The 17,417-nt window shown below is 75.2% G+C and carries 14 protein-coding genes; 9 read left to right on the top strand and 5 right to left on the bottom strand.

The window, feature by feature from the left end; translation table 11 throughout:
• Positions 1-21: 21 nt before the first annotated feature.
• A complete protein-coding gene (locus tag LQ51_RS18710) occupies positions 22-945 on the bottom strand; it encodes an AraC family transcriptional regulator (RefSeq protein WP_046567483.1) in 924 nt (307 codons plus the stop codon).
• Between the two features lie 86 nt (positions 946-1,031).
• Between LQ51_RS18710 and LQ51_RS18705 the strand changes: the two genes are divergently transcribed.
• From LQ51_RS18705 to LQ51_RS18690, 4 genes are all read left to right on the top strand, one after another.
• A complete protein-coding gene (locus tag LQ51_RS18705; RefSeq protein WP_046567481.1) occupies positions 1,032-1,997 on the top strand; it encodes an SDR family NAD(P)-dependent oxidoreductase in 966 nt (321 codons plus the stop codon).
• A 198-nt stretch (positions 1,998-2,195) separates the two neighbouring features.
• The gene (locus LQ51_RS18700) at positions 2,196-4,883 is read left to right on the top strand and encodes a cation-translocating P-type ATPase (protein WP_082159519.1); all 2,688 of its coding nucleotides are present in this window, start codon (positions 2,196-2,198) and stop codon (positions 4,881-4,883) included.
• Positions 4,880-5,758 carry a universal stress protein gene (locus tag LQ51_RS18695; protein WP_046567480.1) on the top strand — a complete coding sequence of 293 codons (879 nt, stop codon included), beginning with the start codon at positions 4,880-4,882 and terminating at the stop codon, positions 5,756-5,758. The genes LQ51_RS18700 and LQ51_RS18695 overlap by 4 nt, the downstream gene beginning before the upstream one ends.
• A gap of 140 nt (positions 5,759-5,898) precedes the next feature.
• Positions 5,899-8,139 carry a hypothetical protein gene (locus tag LQ51_RS18690; protein WP_046567479.1) on the top strand — a complete coding sequence of 747 codons (2,241 nt, stop codon included), beginning with the start codon at positions 5,899-5,901 and terminating at the stop codon, positions 8,137-8,139.
• Positions 8,140-8,177: 38 nt separating this feature from the next.
• Here the strand turns inward: LQ51_RS18690 and LQ51_RS18685 are convergent, their stop codons facing one another.
• The 3 genes from LQ51_RS18685 to LQ51_RS18675 all read right to left on the bottom strand — a co-directional run bounded on the left by LQ51_RS18685 (position 8,178) and on the right by LQ51_RS18675 (position 10,712).
• The gene (locus LQ51_RS18685) at positions 8,178-9,017 is read right to left on the bottom strand and encodes an amino acid ABC transporter ATP-binding protein (RefSeq protein WP_046567502.1); all 840 of its coding nucleotides are present in this window, start codon (positions 9,015-9,017) and stop codon (positions 8,178-8,180) included.
• A 5-nt stretch (positions 9,018-9,022) separates the two neighbouring features.
• The gene (locus tag LQ51_RS18680) at positions 9,023-9,817 is read right to left on the bottom strand and encodes an amino acid ABC transporter permease (RefSeq protein ID WP_046567477.1); all 795 of its coding nucleotides are present in this window, start codon (positions 9,815-9,817) and stop codon (positions 9,023-9,025) included.
• A 76-nt stretch (positions 9,818-9,893) separates the two neighbouring features.
• On the bottom strand, positions 9,894-10,712 hold the full coding sequence (locus LQ51_RS18675; RefSeq protein WP_082159518.1) for a basic amino acid ABC transporter substrate-binding protein: 819 nt from the start codon (positions 10,710-10,712) through the stop codon (positions 9,894-9,896).
• Between the two features lie 220 nt (positions 10,713-10,932).
• Between LQ51_RS18675 and LQ51_RS34390 the strand changes: the two genes are divergently transcribed.
• The 5 genes from LQ51_RS34390 to LQ51_RS18650 all read left to right on the top strand — a co-directional run bounded on the left by LQ51_RS34390 (position 10,933) and on the right by LQ51_RS18650 (position 16,594).
• Complete coding sequence (locus LQ51_RS34390) at positions 10,933-11,532, top strand: TetR/AcrR family transcriptional regulator (RefSeq protein ID WP_046567476.1); 600 nt, start codon at positions 10,933-10,935, stop codon at positions 11,530-11,532.
• Complete coding sequence (locus LQ51_RS18665) at positions 11,529-13,157, top strand: acyl-CoA dehydrogenase family protein (protein WP_046567475.1); 1,629 nt, start codon at positions 11,529-11,531, stop codon at positions 13,155-13,157. The genes LQ51_RS34390 and LQ51_RS18665 overlap by 4 nt, the downstream gene beginning before the upstream one ends.
• A gap of 89 nt (positions 13,158-13,246) precedes the next feature.
• Positions 13,247-13,660, top strand: coding sequence for a PadR family transcriptional regulator (locus LQ51_RS18660; protein ID WP_046567473.1), 414 nt, complete (start codon positions 13,247-13,249; stop codon positions 13,658-13,660).
• Complete coding sequence (locus LQ51_RS18655) at positions 13,657-14,556, top strand: permease prefix domain 1-containing protein (RefSeq protein WP_046567472.1); 900 nt, start codon at positions 13,657-13,659, stop codon at positions 14,554-14,556. Before LQ51_RS18660 ends, LQ51_RS18655 begins: the two co-directional genes overlap by 4 nt.
• Before the next feature lie 211 nt (positions 14,557-14,767).
• Positions 14,768-16,594, top strand: a complete 1,827-nt coding sequence (locus LQ51_RS18650; RefSeq protein ID WP_046567470.1) for an AMP-dependent synthetase/ligase — start codon at positions 14,768-14,770, stop codon at positions 16,592-16,594.
• 22 nt (positions 16,595-16,616) lie between these two features.
• On the opposite strand, the gene LQ51_RS31375 is transcribed toward LQ51_RS18650, so the two are convergent.
• Complete coding sequence (locus LQ51_RS31375) at positions 16,617-17,417, bottom strand: NAD(P)H-binding protein (RefSeq protein ID WP_255352241.1); 801 nt, start codon at positions 17,415-17,417, stop codon at positions 16,617-16,619.

Raw genomic sequence — 17,417 nt, 5'->3', positions numbered from 1 at the left:
TCCAGGTATCACAACACTCTCTCAGGCAGGGTAACGGTCACCGGGGCGCGCGGACTGCCGGTAGGCGCCCGGGCTGCGGCCGGTGACGCGCTTGAAGGCGACGCTGAGCGCGCTCTCCGACCCGTACCCGACCTCCCGGGCGATGGTCGCCAGGGTGTCCCCGCCCCGCCGGATGCGCGCGGCGGCCAGTTCGACCCGCCACGCGGTGAGGTAGTCCAGCGGCCCCCGGCCCACCACGGCCCGGAACCGCGCGGCCAGGGTGGAGCGGGAGACCGCCGCGACGCCGGCCAGCTGCGCCACCGTCCACCGCTGCGCCGGGCGCGCGTGCATCGCCCGCAGCGCCGGACCGACCACCGGGTCGGCCAGCCCGGCCAGCCACCCCGTGGGGCGTCCCCGGTCCAGGTGCAGGCGCAGGATCCGGATCAGCATGACCAGGGCCAGGTGCTCGGCGACGAGGGTGGCTCCGGCGCGGGCCTGCCGCAGCTCGGTGTCGATCTCCACCACCGACCGGTGCAGGGCCGCCGCCTCGGGCAGCGCGGCGGGCACGTGGATGACCGGCGGCAGGCTGTCCAGCAGCAGGTCGCGGGCGCGGGCGGTGAAGGTGAACGCGGCGCCGACGAGGAGCACCTCGTCGCCGGTGCCGGCCCGGGCCAGGCCGCCCGTCGCCGCCGTGAAGATCGGCTCGGCCGGTTCCGGCGGCAGCTCGGCCGCGCCGGCCAGGACGTACGACACCGGCCGGGTCAGCAGGTAGCAGTCCCCCTCGGCCAGGTCGATCGGCGCGGCCACGCCGTCCACCCGCAGCCGGCAGTGGCCCCGCCGCACGGCGTTGAACTTGATCCCGGCCGGCGGCGGGAACCGGACGGCCCACCGGCCGCCCGCGGCCAGCGTGGCGGAGACGTGACCGGTCGTGCCGAGCAGCGCGAGCACGTCCGCCAGCGGATCCACGGCAGGCCTCCCGTCGGACGGTCGCTCAAGAATGCCGGACTGCGAACTACAGGCAGTCCAGGGTCACGCTCCGTAGCGTAAGGGTCATGACAGCTACCGCCCGCCTCACCACACCGTTCCACGCCCGCACCTCCGCCGCCGAGATCCTGGCCGGCGTCGACCTGACCGGGCGCCGCATGATCGTCACCGGGGGCGCCTCCGGCATCGGCCGGGAGACCGTCCGTGCCCTGGCCGGCGCCGGCGCCGAGGTCACCGTGGCCACCCGCGACCCCGGCCACGCCGCAGACCTGGTGGCCGAGTTCGCCGGCCCCGGCCCGGGCAGCGTCCGGGCGGCCGCCCTCGACCTGGCCGACCTGGCCTCGGTCGACGCGTTCGTCGCCGACTGGCAGGGCCCGCTGCACGCCCTGGTCGCCAACGCCGGGATCATGGCACTGCCCGACCGGCGGCTCACCGACGCCGGCTGGGAACTGCAACTGGCGACGAACTACCTCGGCCACTTCGCGCTCGTCCGCGGCCTGCACGACAACCTGCGCGCCGCCGGTGCCGCCCGGGTGGTCGTGGTCAGCTCCGGGGCGCACCTGCGCGAGGCATTCGACTTCGACGACCCGCAGTTCGCGCGACAGCCGTACGACCCGTGGGCGGCGTACGGCCGGTCCAAGACCGCCGGCGTCCTGCTCGCGGTGGGCATCGCCCGGCACTGGGCCGGGGACGGGATCACCGCCAACGCGCTCAACCCCGGCTACATCACCACCAACCTGCAACGGCACATGGACGCCGCGACGCTGCGCGCGTTCGGGGCGATGGACGAGGCCGGCAACCGGGTCGACCCGCCGTACTACAAGACTCCCGCCCAGGGCGCGGCGACCTCGGTGCTGCTGGCCGCCTCGCCGCTGCTGGACGGGGTCACCGGCCGGTACTTCGACGACAACCAGGAGGCCGAGGTGGTGGCGGGCGGAGCGGAGGCGACCGGCGGGGTGGCCGCCCACGCCGTGGACCCGGCCGCCGCCGACCGGCTCTGGGCGTACGCGGAGCAGACGCTCACCTCCCGCTGAGCCGGCCTGCGCCGGCCGGTGCCCGTGGTTACCCAGGCCAGACCCGCTGAGCCGGCGGCGCAGGCCGGAGCCGCCGGCGCAAGGGACCAACGGCCCGGCCGGCTGTGCTGATCTTCACTGGTCGCCCCGGGGGCGGATGAACCACCATGAAAGGTGCGGGCAGGCCAGAGCGGCAGGGCCGGGAAGGGGTACAGCGCGATGGTGGGACGGCCGGTGACCGGTGCGACCGAGGTCGTAGCCGACCCCACGCCCGGCGTCGACCTGGCGGGCGCCGGGGCCGGCCTCAGCTCGGCGGAGGCGGCGGACCGGTTGAGCGCCGACGGCCCGAACAGCACGGCCGCCCCGCAGCGCCGGCACCTGGCCACCCGGATCCTGCGTCAGCTCACCGACCCGCTGGTCGCGCTGCTGCTGGCTGCCGCCGTGGTGACCACGGTGCTGCGGGACTACCCGGACACCGCGGTGATCCTGCTGGTCGTGCTGGTCAACACCGTGATCGGCGTGGTGCAGGAGGTTCGCGCGGACCGGGCGATCGCCGCGCTGGACCGGCTCGCCGCGCCGACCGCCCGGGTGGTCCGCGACGGCCGGGACCTCGTCCTGCCCGCCGCCGATCTGGTCCGGGGCGACCTGGTCCGCGTCGAGGCCGGCGACGTGGTCCCGGCCGACCTGCTGCTCGCCGAGGCCGCCCGGCTGCACCTCGACGAGTCGGCGCTGACCGGCGAGTCGGTGCCGGTCGCCCGGGACGCCGGCGACGAGGCCAGCGCCGGCACGGTGGTCACCACCGGCCGGGCCACCGGCACCGTGGCGCGTACCGGCGCGGCGAGCGCGCTCGGCCGGATCACCGCGCTGGTCTCCGCCACCCGGCCCGCCGCCACTCCGCTGCAACGCCGGCTGGCCGCCCTCGGCCGGGTCCTCGGCCTGGCCGCCGTGGTGCTCTCCGCCCTGGTGTTCATCATCGGCGTGGCCGGCGGCCGGCCGGTGGTCGACATGGCGGTCACCGCGGTCAGCCTGGTGGTGGCGGCGGTGCCCGAGTCGTTGCCGGCCGTGGTCACCCTCGCGCTGGCCCTCGGCGCCCGGCGGATGGCCGGGGCGCGGGCCATTCCCCGACGGCTGCACGCCGTGGAGACGCTCGGCTCGGTGACGGTGATCGCCTCCGACAAGACCGGGACGCTCACCGAGGGCCGGATGGCGGTCCAGCACGCGATCACCCCGGACGGCAGCCGGTACGGGGTCACCGGCCACGGATACCAGCCGGAGGGCGCCGTGCGGCGGCACGGCGAGCCGGTGGCCGTACCGGAGGAGCTGCGCCGGCTCGCGCGGGCCGGACTGCTCTGCAACGACGCCACGCTCTCCCCGCCCACCGGCGAACGGCCGGACTGGGCCGCCGTCGGCGACCCGCTCGAAGCGGCGCTGGTGGCGTTCGCCGCCCGCTGCGGCCTGGACCCGGAGCAGACCCGGACCGCCTGGCCGCGGGTCGCCGAGCACCCGTTCGACCAGGACCTACGCCGGATGACCACCGTGCACCGGGCGTGCGACGGCCGCTACCTGGTGGCCTGCAAGGGTGCGCCGGAGAACGTGCTGCGCGCGCCGCTGGTCGACGCCCCGGACGCGGAGATCGCCGAGCTGATCGCCGCCGCGCGCCGGCTGGCCGGCGAGGGCCTGCGGGTGCTCGCGGTCGCCTCCGGCGTACGGGACGCCCCGCCGGCCGACCCGGCCCGGCCGACCGGGCTGCACCCCGTCGGGCTGGTGGCGATCGCCGACCCGCTGCGCGCCGGCGCCACCGACGTGGCCGGCAGCTTCGACGCGGCCGGCGTACGCCTGGTGCTGATCACCGGCGACCACCCGGCCACCGCCACCGCGATCGGCGGCCAGCTGGGCCTCTGGCGCGAGGGCGAGCCGTTGGCCTGCGGCGACGACGGCGACCTGGCGCGGGCGCACCCGCACACCCGGGTGTACGCGCGGACCCAGCCGGAGCAGAAGCTCGACATCATCGCCGGGTTGCAGTCCCAGGGGCACGTGGTGGCGATGACCGGCGACGGCGTCAACGACGCCCCGGCGCTGCGCCGTGCCGACATCGGGGTGGCCATGGGCGGCGGCAGCGAGGTGGCCCGGCAGGCCGCCGACCTGGTGCTGGTCGACGACGACCTGAACACCGTGGCGACCGCGATCGGCGAGGGCCGCCGGATCTACGCCAACATCCGGCGCTTCCTGCGCTACGCCCTGTCCGGTGGCGTCGCGGAGATCGCGGTGATGCTGCTCGGCCCGCTGTTCGGGCTGGCCGTGCCGCTGCTGCCGGCGCAGATCCTCTGGGTCAACCTGCTCACCCACGGGGTGCCGGGAGTGGCGCTGGGCGCGGAGCCGGCGGAGCCGGGCCTCCTGCGCCGGGCGCCCCGGTCCCCGCAGGAGTCGGTGCTCGGCGCCGGGCTCGGCCGGGACGTACTGCTCACCGGCGGGCTGATCGCGGCCGTGGTGCTCGGCGCGGGAGCGCTCGCCGCCCACTGGGACCGCCCCTGGCAGTCGGTGGTCTTCGTAGTGCTCGGCCTGGCCCAGCTCGGCGTCGCGCTGGCGGTCCGGGCGCCCCGGACACCCGGCTCGGCGGAGCGCAACCTCGCCCTGCCGGCCGCGGTGGCGCTCTCGGCGCTGCTGCAACTGGCCGGCGTGCTGCTGCCGCCGCTGCGCGGCCTGCTCGGCACCGAACCGCTGGGCGCGGCGGAACTGCTGGCCTGCGCCGCGGTGAGCACGCTGCCCGGCCTGGTGCTGTGGCTGACCCGGGCCCGGCCCGGTCGCGCCGGCACGGACGGGCCGGACGCGACCACGCCCGGCAGCGGCGGCCCGGCCGTCGGTGTGGCGCCGGACGGAGCGGAAACGAAAAGGAGTGGCTCGCGATGACCAGCGACAGCGGCACCCCGGTCGTGGTGGGTGTGGACGGTTCGACGATCGCGTTGGACGCGGTGCGCAGCGCCGCTCGCGAGGCGGCGCAGCGGCAGCTACCGCTGCGGATCGTGCACGCGTTCATCTGGCCGTTGATGAACGTGCCGCTCGGCCCGCACCCCGGCGGGCCGGCCACCGGCGGGCTGCGCAACCAGGCCGAGCGGTACGTCGCGGACGCGGTGGCCGAGGCGGCCAGGGTGGCACCGGACCTGCCGGTCACCGGCGCGGTGGTCGACGGTGCGCCGGTCCCGGTGCTGCTCGACGAGGCCCGCCGGGGCGCCCTGCTGGTGCTCGGCAACCGCGGGCTCGGCGGCTTCGCCGGGCTGCTGCTGGGCTCGGTCACGGTGCAGGTGTCCGCCCGCGCGCAGTGCCCGGTGCTGGTCGTGCGCGGCGAGCCGCGCGCCGACGGCCCGGTCGTGGTGGGCGTGGACGGCTCCGAGTGCTCCGCCGAGGCGCTCCGGTGGGCCGCCGACGAGGCGGCCCGACGCGGTGTGCCGCTGGTGGCGGTGCACGCCTGGCGCTACCCGACGGCGGTCGCCCCGGGTGACCTGGTGCCGCTCGGGCACGACCTGGACGCACTGACGGCGGACGCGCAGCGGCTGCTCGCCGAGTCCGTCGCCGGGTCCACCGCCCGCCACCCCGACCTTCCGGTGCGGCAGCGGCTGGTGTCCGGCTCGGCCGCCGGGGCGCTGGTCGAGGAGTCGAAGACGGCGCAGCTCGTGGTGGTCGGCGCGCAGGGCCGGGGTGCCCTCGCCGGGCTGCTGCTCGGCTCGGTCAGCCACGCCGTGCTGCACCACGCGCACTGCCCGGTGGCCGTGGTACGCACCCGCTGACCCGACGCCCGGCCCTGAGCCGGGCCGCCGTGGCACCGCCGGGCGGCGGCGTGTGAGCGGGCCCGGAACGGGTAGACCGCCGCGCCGTGCGCGCCCCACCGGGCTTCGCGGTACCGGTGCCACCACCACGCGGGGGATCGATGTCGGACGCGCCAGCGCAGCCGGACCCACCGACGGAGATCGTCGAGCTGCGGGTGCACGGGGTCTCCGGCGCCGGCGCGGAGCAGGTGCTGGACCGGCCGCACGTGCGGCAGGTCGCCGGGGACCGCAGCGGCGGCTTCTACCGCCCCCGCCCCGGCTACCCGGACACCCGGGGCGCGGGCGGGGTGATCCTGGAGGCGTACCGGTGGCGGGACCTGCCGTCGGGCACGGCGGTGCGCACCCTGTCGCTGGTGTTCCTGCTGCCGTTCATGCTCTGCAACATGGCGATCTGGATGCGCCCGGCCGGCGGAAACGCGTCCACCGCCGTGGTGAAGGGCCTGTGCCGGGTGCTCGCGTTGACCCTCACGGCGCTGTACGTGCTCACCGTGGCGGAGGTGGCGCTGGACCTGCTCGCCTGGCGGTGCATGGGCACGCCCTGGTGCGTGGCCGGCCGGAGCTGGGTGTCCTGGCTGGGCGGACGGCCGGTGGGGTTGCGGCTGGCGGTGCTGGCGCTGGTGCCGGTCGCGGCGGTCGCGCTGGTCTGGCGGCTCGGCACCCGGCCGGGCTGGACGTTCGCGGAGTTCCGGGGCGCGTTGACCACCTCGAGCGAGCACCAGCTCGCCGCGGTCGGCCAGTGGGACGCCGCGCCGATCGTGGCCCGGCTGCGCGCGGTGCACGTGGCCGCCGCCCTGGGCACCCTGGACGCGGTGCTGCTCGCCGCCCGGATCGCCGGCCGGGCTGCGGTGCCCTGGGCGCTGCCGCTGGCCGGGCTCACCGGGCTGCTCCTGGCCGTCTGTGTCGGGCTGGTCTGCGCGTACCCGCTGATCGACCGGACCGGGCCGAGCCGGGTCCTGGACCGGAGCGTACGCGACCTGCGGGTGGCCGCGCTGGTGCTCACCGGGGTGGTGCTGGTCGCGGTGGCGGTCGAGCCGGCGCCCTGGCCGGCCGCGACCGGTCTGCCCGCGTACCCGACGATCCTGGGTCTGCTCTTCCTGAGCCAGACGGTCCTGCTCGTGGTGCTCGCCGGGGCGGTGTGGTGGGCCCGGGGCCGGGCGCCCGGGGGCAGCCGGTTGCGGGCGCTCGGCGCCCCGGTCATGGGCGCGGTCGCCACCGGGCTCGCGGTCGCCTTCTCCGGCGAGGCGGTCTACCGGGTGGCGGACCTGCTGGACCGGGGTGCCTCGGCCGCCGAGCGGCTGTCCAGCAGCCCGCCGCTGGCCTTCAAGTGGGCGATCTTCGGGTTCTTCCTGGCGGTGACGGTGGCCGCGGTGGCCGCCGTGGTGGTGGCGGTGGCGTCCGGGCCGGCCCGCCGGCGCGCCGCGCGGGAGATCGTCGCCCGCGACTTCCCCGGCGCGCCGCCCGAGTCGGACCTGCGCCGGCAGCAGGTGCGCCGGGTGATCGCCCGGGCCCGGTTCACCGAGTGGCTGACGCCGCTGGCCCTCAGCTACGCGGCGCTGGCCGGGGTCGGGATGGCCACCAGCACCCTCGGCATGGTCCGGGAGTATCCCAGCGACCTGATCGAGCGCTGGACGCGGATCCCCGGCGACCTGGTCAACTTCAGCCTGCTCCTCGGCAGTTACGTCATCGCCGCCGTGGTGCTCGGCCTGATCGTCGGCGGTCTCTTCGCGTACCGGACGCCGGAGTTCCGCCGCTTCGTCGGCGTGCTGTGGGACGTGGGCACGTTCTGGCCGCGCGCCGCGCACCCGTTCGCCCCGCCCTGCTACGCGGAGCGGGCCGTGCCGGAGCTCAGCCGGCGGATCAGCTACCTGACCGGGCAGGGCCACGGGGTGCTGCTGACCGGGCACAGCCACGGCTCGATGCTGCTCGCCGCGGCCGTGTTGCAACTACCGCCGGAGGCCGCCGACCGGGTGGCCCTGCTGACCTACGGCGCCCCCATCCGCCGGCTGTACGCGCGCTGGTTTCCCGCGTACGTGCACGACGAGGTGCTCGGCGAGCTGGGGCGGCGGGTCGGCTGGCGCTGGCTCAACCTGTGGCGGGACACCGACGCGATCGGCGGCTGGGTCTTCTCCCCGCACCGGCCGGGCGAGCCGGCCACGGTGACCGGACCGGCGGCCACGGTGGACCGGCGGCTGCGGGATCCGACCGGGGTGGTGGTGCCACCCAGCGACACGGTGCCGCCGCCGATCGTCGGGCACTGGCCCAGCGAGTACGACCCGCGCTTCGCCGCCGCCGTCCGCGACCTGGCGGACCGCCTGCGCGGCCGCCCGGCCGCGCCGCACTGATTCGGGGCGGCACGGCGCTGCGCCGGCGGTCGGGTGGGTCAGATCTGGTGCCGGTCGTCGGCCGGCAGGCCGGGCGAGGTGGGCGGTTCGGCGGACTGGCCGGGCGGGTCGAGCTGCGCGACGTGGGTCGGGTCCAGCACCCGGGAGAGGAACGAGCGGGTGCGCTCGTGCCGGGGCGCGCCGAGCACCTCGCGCGGCGGGCCCTGCTCGACCACCACGCCGCCGTCCATGAACACGACCCGGTCGGCGACGTCCCGGGCGAACGCCATCTCGTGGGTGACCACCATCATGGTCATGCCCTCCTCGGCGAGTTGGCGCATGACGGTGAGCACGTCACCGACCAGTTCCGGGTCGAGCGCGGAGGTCGGCTCGTCGAAGAGCATCAGCTTCGGGTCCATCGACAGCGACCGGGCGATCGCCGCCCGCTGCTGCTGGCCGCCGGAGAGCTGCGCCGGGTACGCGCCGGCCTTGTCGGTGAGGCCGACCCGCGCCAGGTTGGCCCGGGCGACCCGTTCGGCCTCGGCCCGGCCGCGGCGCAGCACCCGGCGCTGGGCGATGGTGAGGTTGTCCAGCACGGTCAGGTGCGGGAAGAGGTTGAACGACTGGAAGACCATGCCGATGCCGCGCCGGACCGCGTCGATCTCGACGTCCGGGTCGGTCATCTCGGTCCCGTCGACCCAGATCTTGCCGGCGGTCGGCTCCTCGAGGAGGTTGACGCAGCGCAGCAGGGTCGACTTGCCGGAGCCGGAGGGTCCGATCACGCAGACCACCTCGCCGTGCCCGACCTCGAAGTCGATGCCCTTGAGCACCTCGAGCGGGCCGAAGGACTTGTGCAGGTCACGGATCTCGACGGCGGGCCGGGACGGGGAAGTCGTCATCAGGGTCACCGGGCCTTGGCGTAGCGGAGTTCGAGGCGTCGTACCAGCTGGGACAGGGGCAGCGTGATGATCAGGTAGGTGAGGCCGGCCACCAGCAGCGGGGTGGCGTTCACCCGGTCGTTGAGGGTGTCGCGGCCGAACTTGGTGACCTCGATGGTCTGCGCCGTGACGCCGAGCACGTAGGCCAGCGACGAGTCCTTGGTGAGCAGGATGAGCTCGTTGGTCAGCGGCGGGATCACGATCCGGAACGCCTGCGGGATGACGATGGTCCGCATCGCGGTGAAGTGCGACATGCCCAGCGTGCGGGCCGCCTCCATCTGCCCCTTCGGCACGGCCTGGATGCCGGCCCGGATGGTCTCGGCCATGTAGGCCGCGGCGGTCAGGCCGAGACCGATCGAGATGGATCCGAACACCCCGCCGGGGATCTCCCGCTCCGGGAAGGCGATGGGGATGCCGTAGCCGACCAGGAAGAGCACCAGCAGCGCGGGCAGGCCCCGGAACAGCTCGATGTACGCGGTGGCCACCCAGCGGTAGGGCGCGACCCGGGACAGCCGCATGAGCGCCAGGATGGTGCCGAAGACCAGGCCGAAGGCGAACGCGCCCAGGGTGTAGAGGATGGTGTTGCGCAGCGCGACGGTGATCACCGTCGGGAACATCGACTCGATGATGTCGACGCGGAAGAAGGCCTCCCGCAGCCGGCCCCAGTCCGCGGCGAGGACCACCACGGCGATGACCGCGACGAAGGCCAGGTACTGGAGCCAGAGGGACAGCCGTTCTCGCTGGCGACGGCGCAGCTTCACGGTTCGACGCTCCTTGCGGGTGCGGGGTGGACGGCGCGGAGGGCGCGCCCAGCCGGGCGCGCCCTCGGGAAACCGGTCAGGCGTTCGGCTTCTTGCCGATCCACTTGGCGTAGATCGTGTCGTACGTGCCGTCCTGCTTGGCCTTGGCCAGCGCGTCGTTGATCTTCTTGAGCAGCTCCGGGTTGCCGTCCTTCTTCACCGAGAAGCCGTACTGCTCGCCGGTGTCGAACTCGGCCGCGACCTCGAAGCCGCCCTGGTGCTCCTTGATGTACTCGGTCCAGACCGGCAGGTCGTTGATGGCCGCCTCGATCTGGCCGTTGGCGAGGGCCTGCTGCTCGGCGGCGAGGTCCTCGAACTCGACGAGCTGCAGGCCCTTCTCGTCGGCGTACTTCTTGGCGTAGTCGCGGCCGGTGGTCGCGGCCTGGACGCCGAGCTTCTTGCCCTTGAGGTCGTCCAGCGACTTGTACGGCTTGCCGGTCTTGACCAGCAGCGCCTGGGTGGCGTCGAAGTAGGGGGCGGAGAAGTCCATGACCTTCTTCCGCTCCTCGGTGATGGTCATGCCGGCCGCCGCCGCGTCGCACTTGCCGGCGTTGAGGTCCTGGCCGGACTTGATGCCCTCGAACGGGGTGTCGATGATCGTCTGCTCGACGCCCAGGTCCTTGGCGACCAGGTCCATGAGCTCGACGTCGAAGCCGATCACCTTGCCGCTGGCGTCCTTGGACTGGAACGGCGCGTACGGCAGGTGGGTGCAGACGGTGAGCTTGCCCTTCTCGACGAGCTTGACCCCGTCGGCCTGGACCTCGCCCTGCTCCTTCTTGGCGCATCCGGCGCTCATTGCGAGGGCGGCGATCGCCACGACGAGGCCAGTCCTGCGGACTGCGCTACGGACCTTCACGGCAGTGTCCCTCCGTTCGACCCCGGCGAACGCGCAGCCAGGGCTGGTGCAAATGACGGCGTTGCCGGGGGACGCTACCCGATCGGCGGGGCGCCTCCAAGATCAGGAGTAAGGACCGCAGCCAAGCTGTGACCGATTCCCCGCGGGGAACCCGGCAGGCGGCGCCGAACGGGACGTGGCCGCCTTGCCAGCAAGCTGTGAACGGTGGTTCACTTCTTTCGTGCCGTACCGCAGCACCGAGCGGGTGAAGGCCCGACTGAGCGCCTCCCGCGAGCGGATCATCACCGCCGCGCTGGAGATCATGGCCGGGCACGGCTACGCCGGCTGCTCGGTCGCCGCCGTCGCCGAGCGGGCCGGGGTCGCCACCGGCAGCGTCTACCGCCACTTCCCCACCAAGGCCGAGCTGTTCGCCGAGGTGTTCCGCACCGCCTCCGGGCGGGAGGTGGCCGCGGTGGCCCGCGCCGCCGCGCCGCTGGGCAGCGCCGCCGCGCAGGTGGCCGCCGTGACCGAGACGTTCTGCGGCCGCGCGCTGCGCGCACCGCGCCTGGCGTACGCCCTGCTGGCCGAGCCGGTCGACCCGGCGGTCGACGCCGAGCGGCTGGTCTTCCGCCGCGCGTACGCCGACCTGATCGCCGGCTACGTCGCGGCCGGGGTGGCCCGCGGCGAGCTGCCGCCGCAGGACCCGGAGCTGACCGCGACCGCCCTGGTCGGCGCCCTGGCCGAGGCCATGGTCGGCCCCCTCGCCGCCGGGGTCGCCGGCCCCGACACCATCCCCGACCTGGTCACCTTCATCCACCGCGCGCTGGGAGTAACGCCGTGACGACACACGAGGTCCGCAACCAGGTTCCCCCGCTGGTCGGCTACGACGCGGCCGACGACCCGGCGCTGCTCAGCGGGCTGGACCGCGAGGGCGCCGGCTGGGCCGCCGGCGAGCTGCACGAGCTGGGCCGGCTCGGCGGCGGCGAGGCGGCGATCGAGCAGGGGCGGCTGGCCAACGAGCACCCGCCGGTGCTGCGTACCCACGACCGCTTCGGCCACCGCGTGGACGAGGTGGAGTTCCACCCGGCCTGGCACGAGCTGATGCGGACCGCGGTCGGGCACGGCCTGCACGCCGCGCCCTGGGCCGACGACCGGCCGGGCGCGCACGTGGCCCGCGCGGCCAAGTTCTACGTCTGGCGTCCCGACGCCGGGCACGGCTGCCCGATCTCGATGACCTACGCGGCCGTGCCGGCGCTGCGGCACGCCCCGGACCTGGCCGCCCGGTACGAACCGCTGCTGACCGCCACCACGTACGACTTCGGCCTGCGCGCGCCGCTGGGCAAGCGGGGACTGCTGGCCGGCATGTCGATGACGGAGAAGCAGGGCGGCTCGGACGTACGCGCCAACAGCACCACCGCCCGCCCCGAGCCGGACGGCAGCTACCGGCTGGTCGGGCACAAGTGGTTCACCTCGGCGCCGATGTGCGACCTCTTCCTGACCCTGGCCCAGGCGCCGGGCGGGCTCACCTGTTTCCTCGTCCCGCGGGTGCTGCCCGACGGCACCCGCAACCCGATGCGGCTGATGCGGCTGAAGGACAAGCTCGGCAACCGGTCCAACGCCTCCGCCGAGGTCGAGTACGAGCACGCGGTCGCCTGGCGGGTCGGGGACGAGGGCCGGGGGGTGCGCACCATCATCGACATGGTCAACCTGACCCGGCTGGACTGCGTGATCGGCGCGGCGGCCGGGATGCGGCAGGGCGTGATCACCGCCGCCCACCACGCCATCCACCGGCAGGCCTTCGGCCGCTACCTGGTCGACCAGCCGCTGATGCGCAACGTCCTCGCCGACCTCGCGGTCGAGTCCGAGGCCGCCACGGTGCTGATGATGCGGCTCGCCGGCGCCACCGACCGGTCGGCGCGCGGGGACGGCCGGGAGACCGCGTTCAAGCGGCTCGCCCTCGCCGTCGGCAAGTACTGGGTCTGCAAGCGCTGGCCGGGGCACGCCGCCGAGGCCCTCGAATGCCTGGGCGGCAACGGTTACGTCGAGGAGTCGGGCCTGCCCCGGCTGTTCCGCGAGTCGCCGCTGAACTCGATCTGGGAGGGCTCCGGCAACGTGGCGGCGCTGGACGTGCTGCGCGCCCTGGCCCGGGAGCCCGAGGTGATGGCGGCCTTCGAGACCGAGGTGGGCGCCGCGGAAGGCGTCGACCGGCGGCTGGACGCCGCGCTGCGTCAGCTGCGGGCCGAGCTGACCGACCACGCCGACCTCGAACTGCGGGCCCGCCGGGTCGTCGAGCGGCTCGCCCTGGTCCTGCAGGGCGCCCTGCTGGTCCGGTACGGGCATCCGGCCGTCGCCGACGCCTTCTGCGCCTCCCGGCTCGGCGGCGACCACGGCCAGGCCTTCGGCACCCTGCCGGCCGGCGTGGACTTCGCCGCGATCGTCGCCCGGGCCACACCCAAGCTGGGCTGAGCCCTCCGGCCGGCGGCCGCCCTCCCGAGCGGAGGGCGGCCGCCGCCGTCTATAGCTGACCGAGTACTAGATCTGATAAAGTACTAGTCATGTTTGAGAGAAGCGATAGCGACGCCGCCCTGCTCGGCGACGCCTTCGCCGCCGACCTGCTCCGCGGGCACACCGACACGATCGTGTTGGGGATCCTGCGCCGGGGCGACAGCTACGGGTTCGAGATCTTCAAGACGGTCCGCGAGGCGACCGGCGGGGCGTACGAGATCAAGGAAGCGACCTTGTACGCGAGCTACCGGCGCCTGGCCAAGGACGGGCTCGTCGAGGCCTACTGGGGTGACGAGACCCAGGGTGGCCGGCGGAAGTACTACCGGATCACCGACGCCGGCCACGCCGTCTACCGGCGCAGCGTCGCGGCCTGGGTGGTCACCCGCGACCTCATCGACTCGCTGCTCGACCTCGGCGACCAACCCACGTCCCGGCACCGGACCACCGGAAAGGCATCGTCATGACCACCTCGGACGGCACCACCCGCAGCCCCGCGACCGACCTCCACCGCCTCCTCGACCAGGCCTTCGCGGACGTCGAGATGACCCCCGAGGTCCAGGACCTGAAGGAGGAGATCCGGGCGAACCTGGTGGCCCGGGTGGCCGACCTCGAACGGGCCGGCCTCTCCCCCGCCGCCGCCGTGCAGCGCGCGACGGCCGAGTTGGGCGACGTCCGGTCGCTGATCGACGAGATGGCGTCGGCGCCCGACTCACCGGCCTCCGCGTGGGCCCGGCTCCGGGTGCGGCCCAAGCCCGGGTTCCTGGTCCGCACCGTCGTCCTCGCCGCCGTCGCGGTCGCCGCGCTCGCCGTGCCCGTGCTCGCCGCGCTCGACGTCGCGGTGCCCGACCCGGCGCGGCTCGCCGCGATCGCCGCCGTCGCGCTGCCCGCCGGCCTCGTCGTGGCCGACGCGCTGCGGCAGGAGACCACCATGAGCTACCCGATGCCCGGCCGCCGTGCCGCCGGCTACGGGGCCGCCACCACCGTCGCCCTCGCCGGCGCCGGCGCCGCCTGGCGCTACCTGACCGGGGCGGAGCTGCCCTGGCTGATCGGCGGGGTGCTCGCCGTGGTGGCCGCGGCCGTCGCGTTCACCTACCTCGGGGCCACCCAGACCAACCGGCACAAGCCGTGGGTACGCCACCACCAGGCCGCCCACCAGGACGTCGGCGACCGGTTCACCACCGACCCGGCCGCGGCCGCCCGGTTCGGCATCTACACCCTCACCCTCTGGCTGGTCGCCATCGCCGCGTTCGTGGTGCTGGGCCTCACCGTCGGCTGGGCCTGGTCGTGGCTGGCCCTGGTCGGCGGCTTCGCGGCGATGATGCTCGTGCTGGCCCGGATGCTCTTCCCGCCCCGGAACTGACCGCCGGCACGCCTTCCGCCCGGTACGTCCCACCGGCCGGCTGCCGCGGCCGCACCCCGGTTGACCCGCATGGCCGGTGCCGGGCCGGGTACGCCACGGCCGGGATCAGCGGCCGCGAGCGGAGGTGGGACGTGAGGCGCTACGACGACGGGGTGACCGGGCCGGCCACGCCGCCGGCCGACCGGGACGTACCGCTGCACCGGGGTCCGTGATGCGGCGCACCGTCAGCGTGCCACCGGAGATCACCGGCGGGGAGGCCCTCGGGCTGGCCGACGCGGTGTGGGACAACGCGCGGCGCGACCCGGAGGCGGTGCAGTTCCGCCGCCCGGACCCGGACGCCCGGAGCTGGCCGCACCCCTCCCCCGACCCGTCGGTGGTGACCTGCCGGCAGTTCCGCGACGACGTGCTGGCGGTGGCGCGCGGGCTGCTGGCCGCCGGCGTGCAGCCCGGGGCCCGGGTGGCGCTGATGAGCCGCACCCGCTACGAGTGGACCCTGGTCGACTACGCGCTCTGGGCGGTCGGCGCGGTGACCGTCCCGGTGTACGACACGTCCAGCGCCGAGCAGTTGGCCTGGATCCTCGCCGACTCGGGCGCGGTGGGCTGCGTGGTGGAGACGGCCGACCACGCGGCGCTGCTGGCCGGCGTCCGCGACCGGTTGCCGGAGCTGCGCGAGGTGTGGGGGATCGACTCCGGTGACCTGGTCCGGCTGGCGGAGCGCGGCCGGGCCGTCGACGACGCCGCCGTGCAACGCCGGCGGGCCGCGGTGTCGGGCGCCGACCCGGCGACGATCGTCTACACCAGCGGGACGACCGGGCGGCCGAAGGGCTGCGTGCTGACCCACCGGAACATCCACCTCGACGTGGCCAACGCGGTCGCCGCGCTGCCCGAGCTGTTCAACCAGGCGGCCTCGACGGTGCTCTTCCTGCCGCTGGCCCACGCGTTCGCCCGGATGGTCCAGGTGGGCATGGTGCGGACCCGGGCCACGATGGTGCACAGCCCGAACCCGCGCGGCGTGCTCCAGCAGCTGCGCCGGTACCGCCCGACGTTCGTCCTCGCGGTGCCGCGGGTTTTCGAGAAGGCGTACACCGAGGCGCGGCGGCAGGCCACCGACCGGCATCTGGGGTGGCTGTTCGCCGCCGCGGACCGGGTGGCGGCCCGGTACAGCCGCGCGCTGGACACGACGTCCGGACCCGGCACCGGCCTGCGGCTGCTGCGGGGCCTGCTGGACCTGCTGGTCTACCGGAAGTTGCGGGCCACGTTCGGCGGACGCTGCCGGGTCGCCGTCGTCGGCGGGGCGCCCCTCGGTGAGCGGCTCGGGCACTTCTTCCGGGGCGCCGGCCTCACCGCCCTCGAAGGCTACGGACTGACGGAGACCTCCCCGGCGCTGACGGCCAACCGGCCCTCGGCCATGCGGATCGGCACCGTCGGCCGGCCGCTGCCCGGGGTGGAGGTGGCCATCGCCGACGACGGGGAGATCCTGGTCCGCAGCGACGTCGTCTTCCAGGGCTACTGGAACAATTCGGCCGCGACCAGGGAGACGTTCACCGCCGACGGCTGGTTCCGCACCGGCGACGTCGGCAGCCTCGACGACGACGGCTACCTGCGGATCACCGGACGCACCAAGGAGATCCTGGTGACCGCGGAGGGCAAGAACATCGCCCCCGCCCCGATCGAGGACCAGGTCCGCGCGCACCCGCTGGTCAGCCAGTCCATGCTGACCGGCAACGGCCGGCCGTACGTGGGGGCGCTGGTCACCATCGACCCGCAGGCGTTGACCCGGTGGGGCGACGCGCACGGCCGCCCGCACGCCTCGGTGGCGCAGTTGCGCGAGGACCCCGCCCTGCGCGGCGAGGTCCAGCGCGCGATCGACCAGGCGAACCGGTCCGTCTCCCACGCCGAGGCGATCAAGGCCTTCCGGATCCTGCCCGACGACTTCACCGAGGCCAACGGTGAGCTCACCCCGACGTTGAAGGTCCGACGCGAGGCGGTGCAGCAGCAGCGCGCCGCGGACATCGAGGCCCTCTACGACGGCCGGTGAGGGTGTGCGCGGACGGCGCCGGTCACCGCCCACCGGTGCGCGCGGCGGCCAGCACGTCCCGCAGCGGGGCCGGGGCGCGGCCGGTCAACTCGGCCACCGCGCCGGAGGTCGCCGCCCAGCGGCCCTGCCGGACGGAGGCGAACATGCTGGCGTACGCGTAGGTCCACCACGGCTCCTCGCCGTGCCGCAGCAGGGCGCCGGCGAAGTCGGCCGGCGTGGTGTCGGCGTACCGGTATCCGGCGGCCGCGACGACCGCCTCGACGGGCAGGCTCTCCGGCCCGGTCACGTCGTGGTGGCCGTTGGTGGGTTCGCGCAGCGCCAGGGCGGCCAGGCAGGCCGCCACGTCGTCCCGGGCCACGGGGGCGACCCGGCCGGCCCCGGCCGGGAGCGCCACCGTCCCGCCGTGGCGCGAGCCGACCTGCCGGATCAGGCCGACGAGGAACTCGGTGAACAGGCCGGCGCGGGCGATCGAGTACGGCAGGCCGCAGGCGCGCAGCAGCCGCTCGGTGTGCCCGTTGGTGTGCGCGTAGCAGAACGGGGAGTCCACGTCCGCGTCCACGCCGCTGAGCAGCACCACGTGCCGGACGCCGGACGCGGTCGCCGCGTCCAGCACGTTCTGGTGGTGGACGATCACCCGGGCGGCCTCGCCGTCGCTGGACACGAACACCAGGGTGTCGACCCCGGCCAGCGCGGCCCGCAGCGCGGCCGGGTCGTCGTACGGGGCGGTGCGGCTGGACAGCGCGACGACGTCGTGTGCTCCCTCGGCGGCCAGCAGGCGCGCCACCTGCCCGCCGACCCGGCCGGTGCCCCCGGTGACCGCGAT

This window comes from Micromonospora sp. HK10, from assembly GCF_000982955.1.
GTDB lineage: Bacteria > Actinomycetota > Actinomycetes > Mycobacteriales > Micromonosporaceae > Micromonospora.
This window is presented reverse-complemented; position numbering and strand designations above follow the sequence as displayed.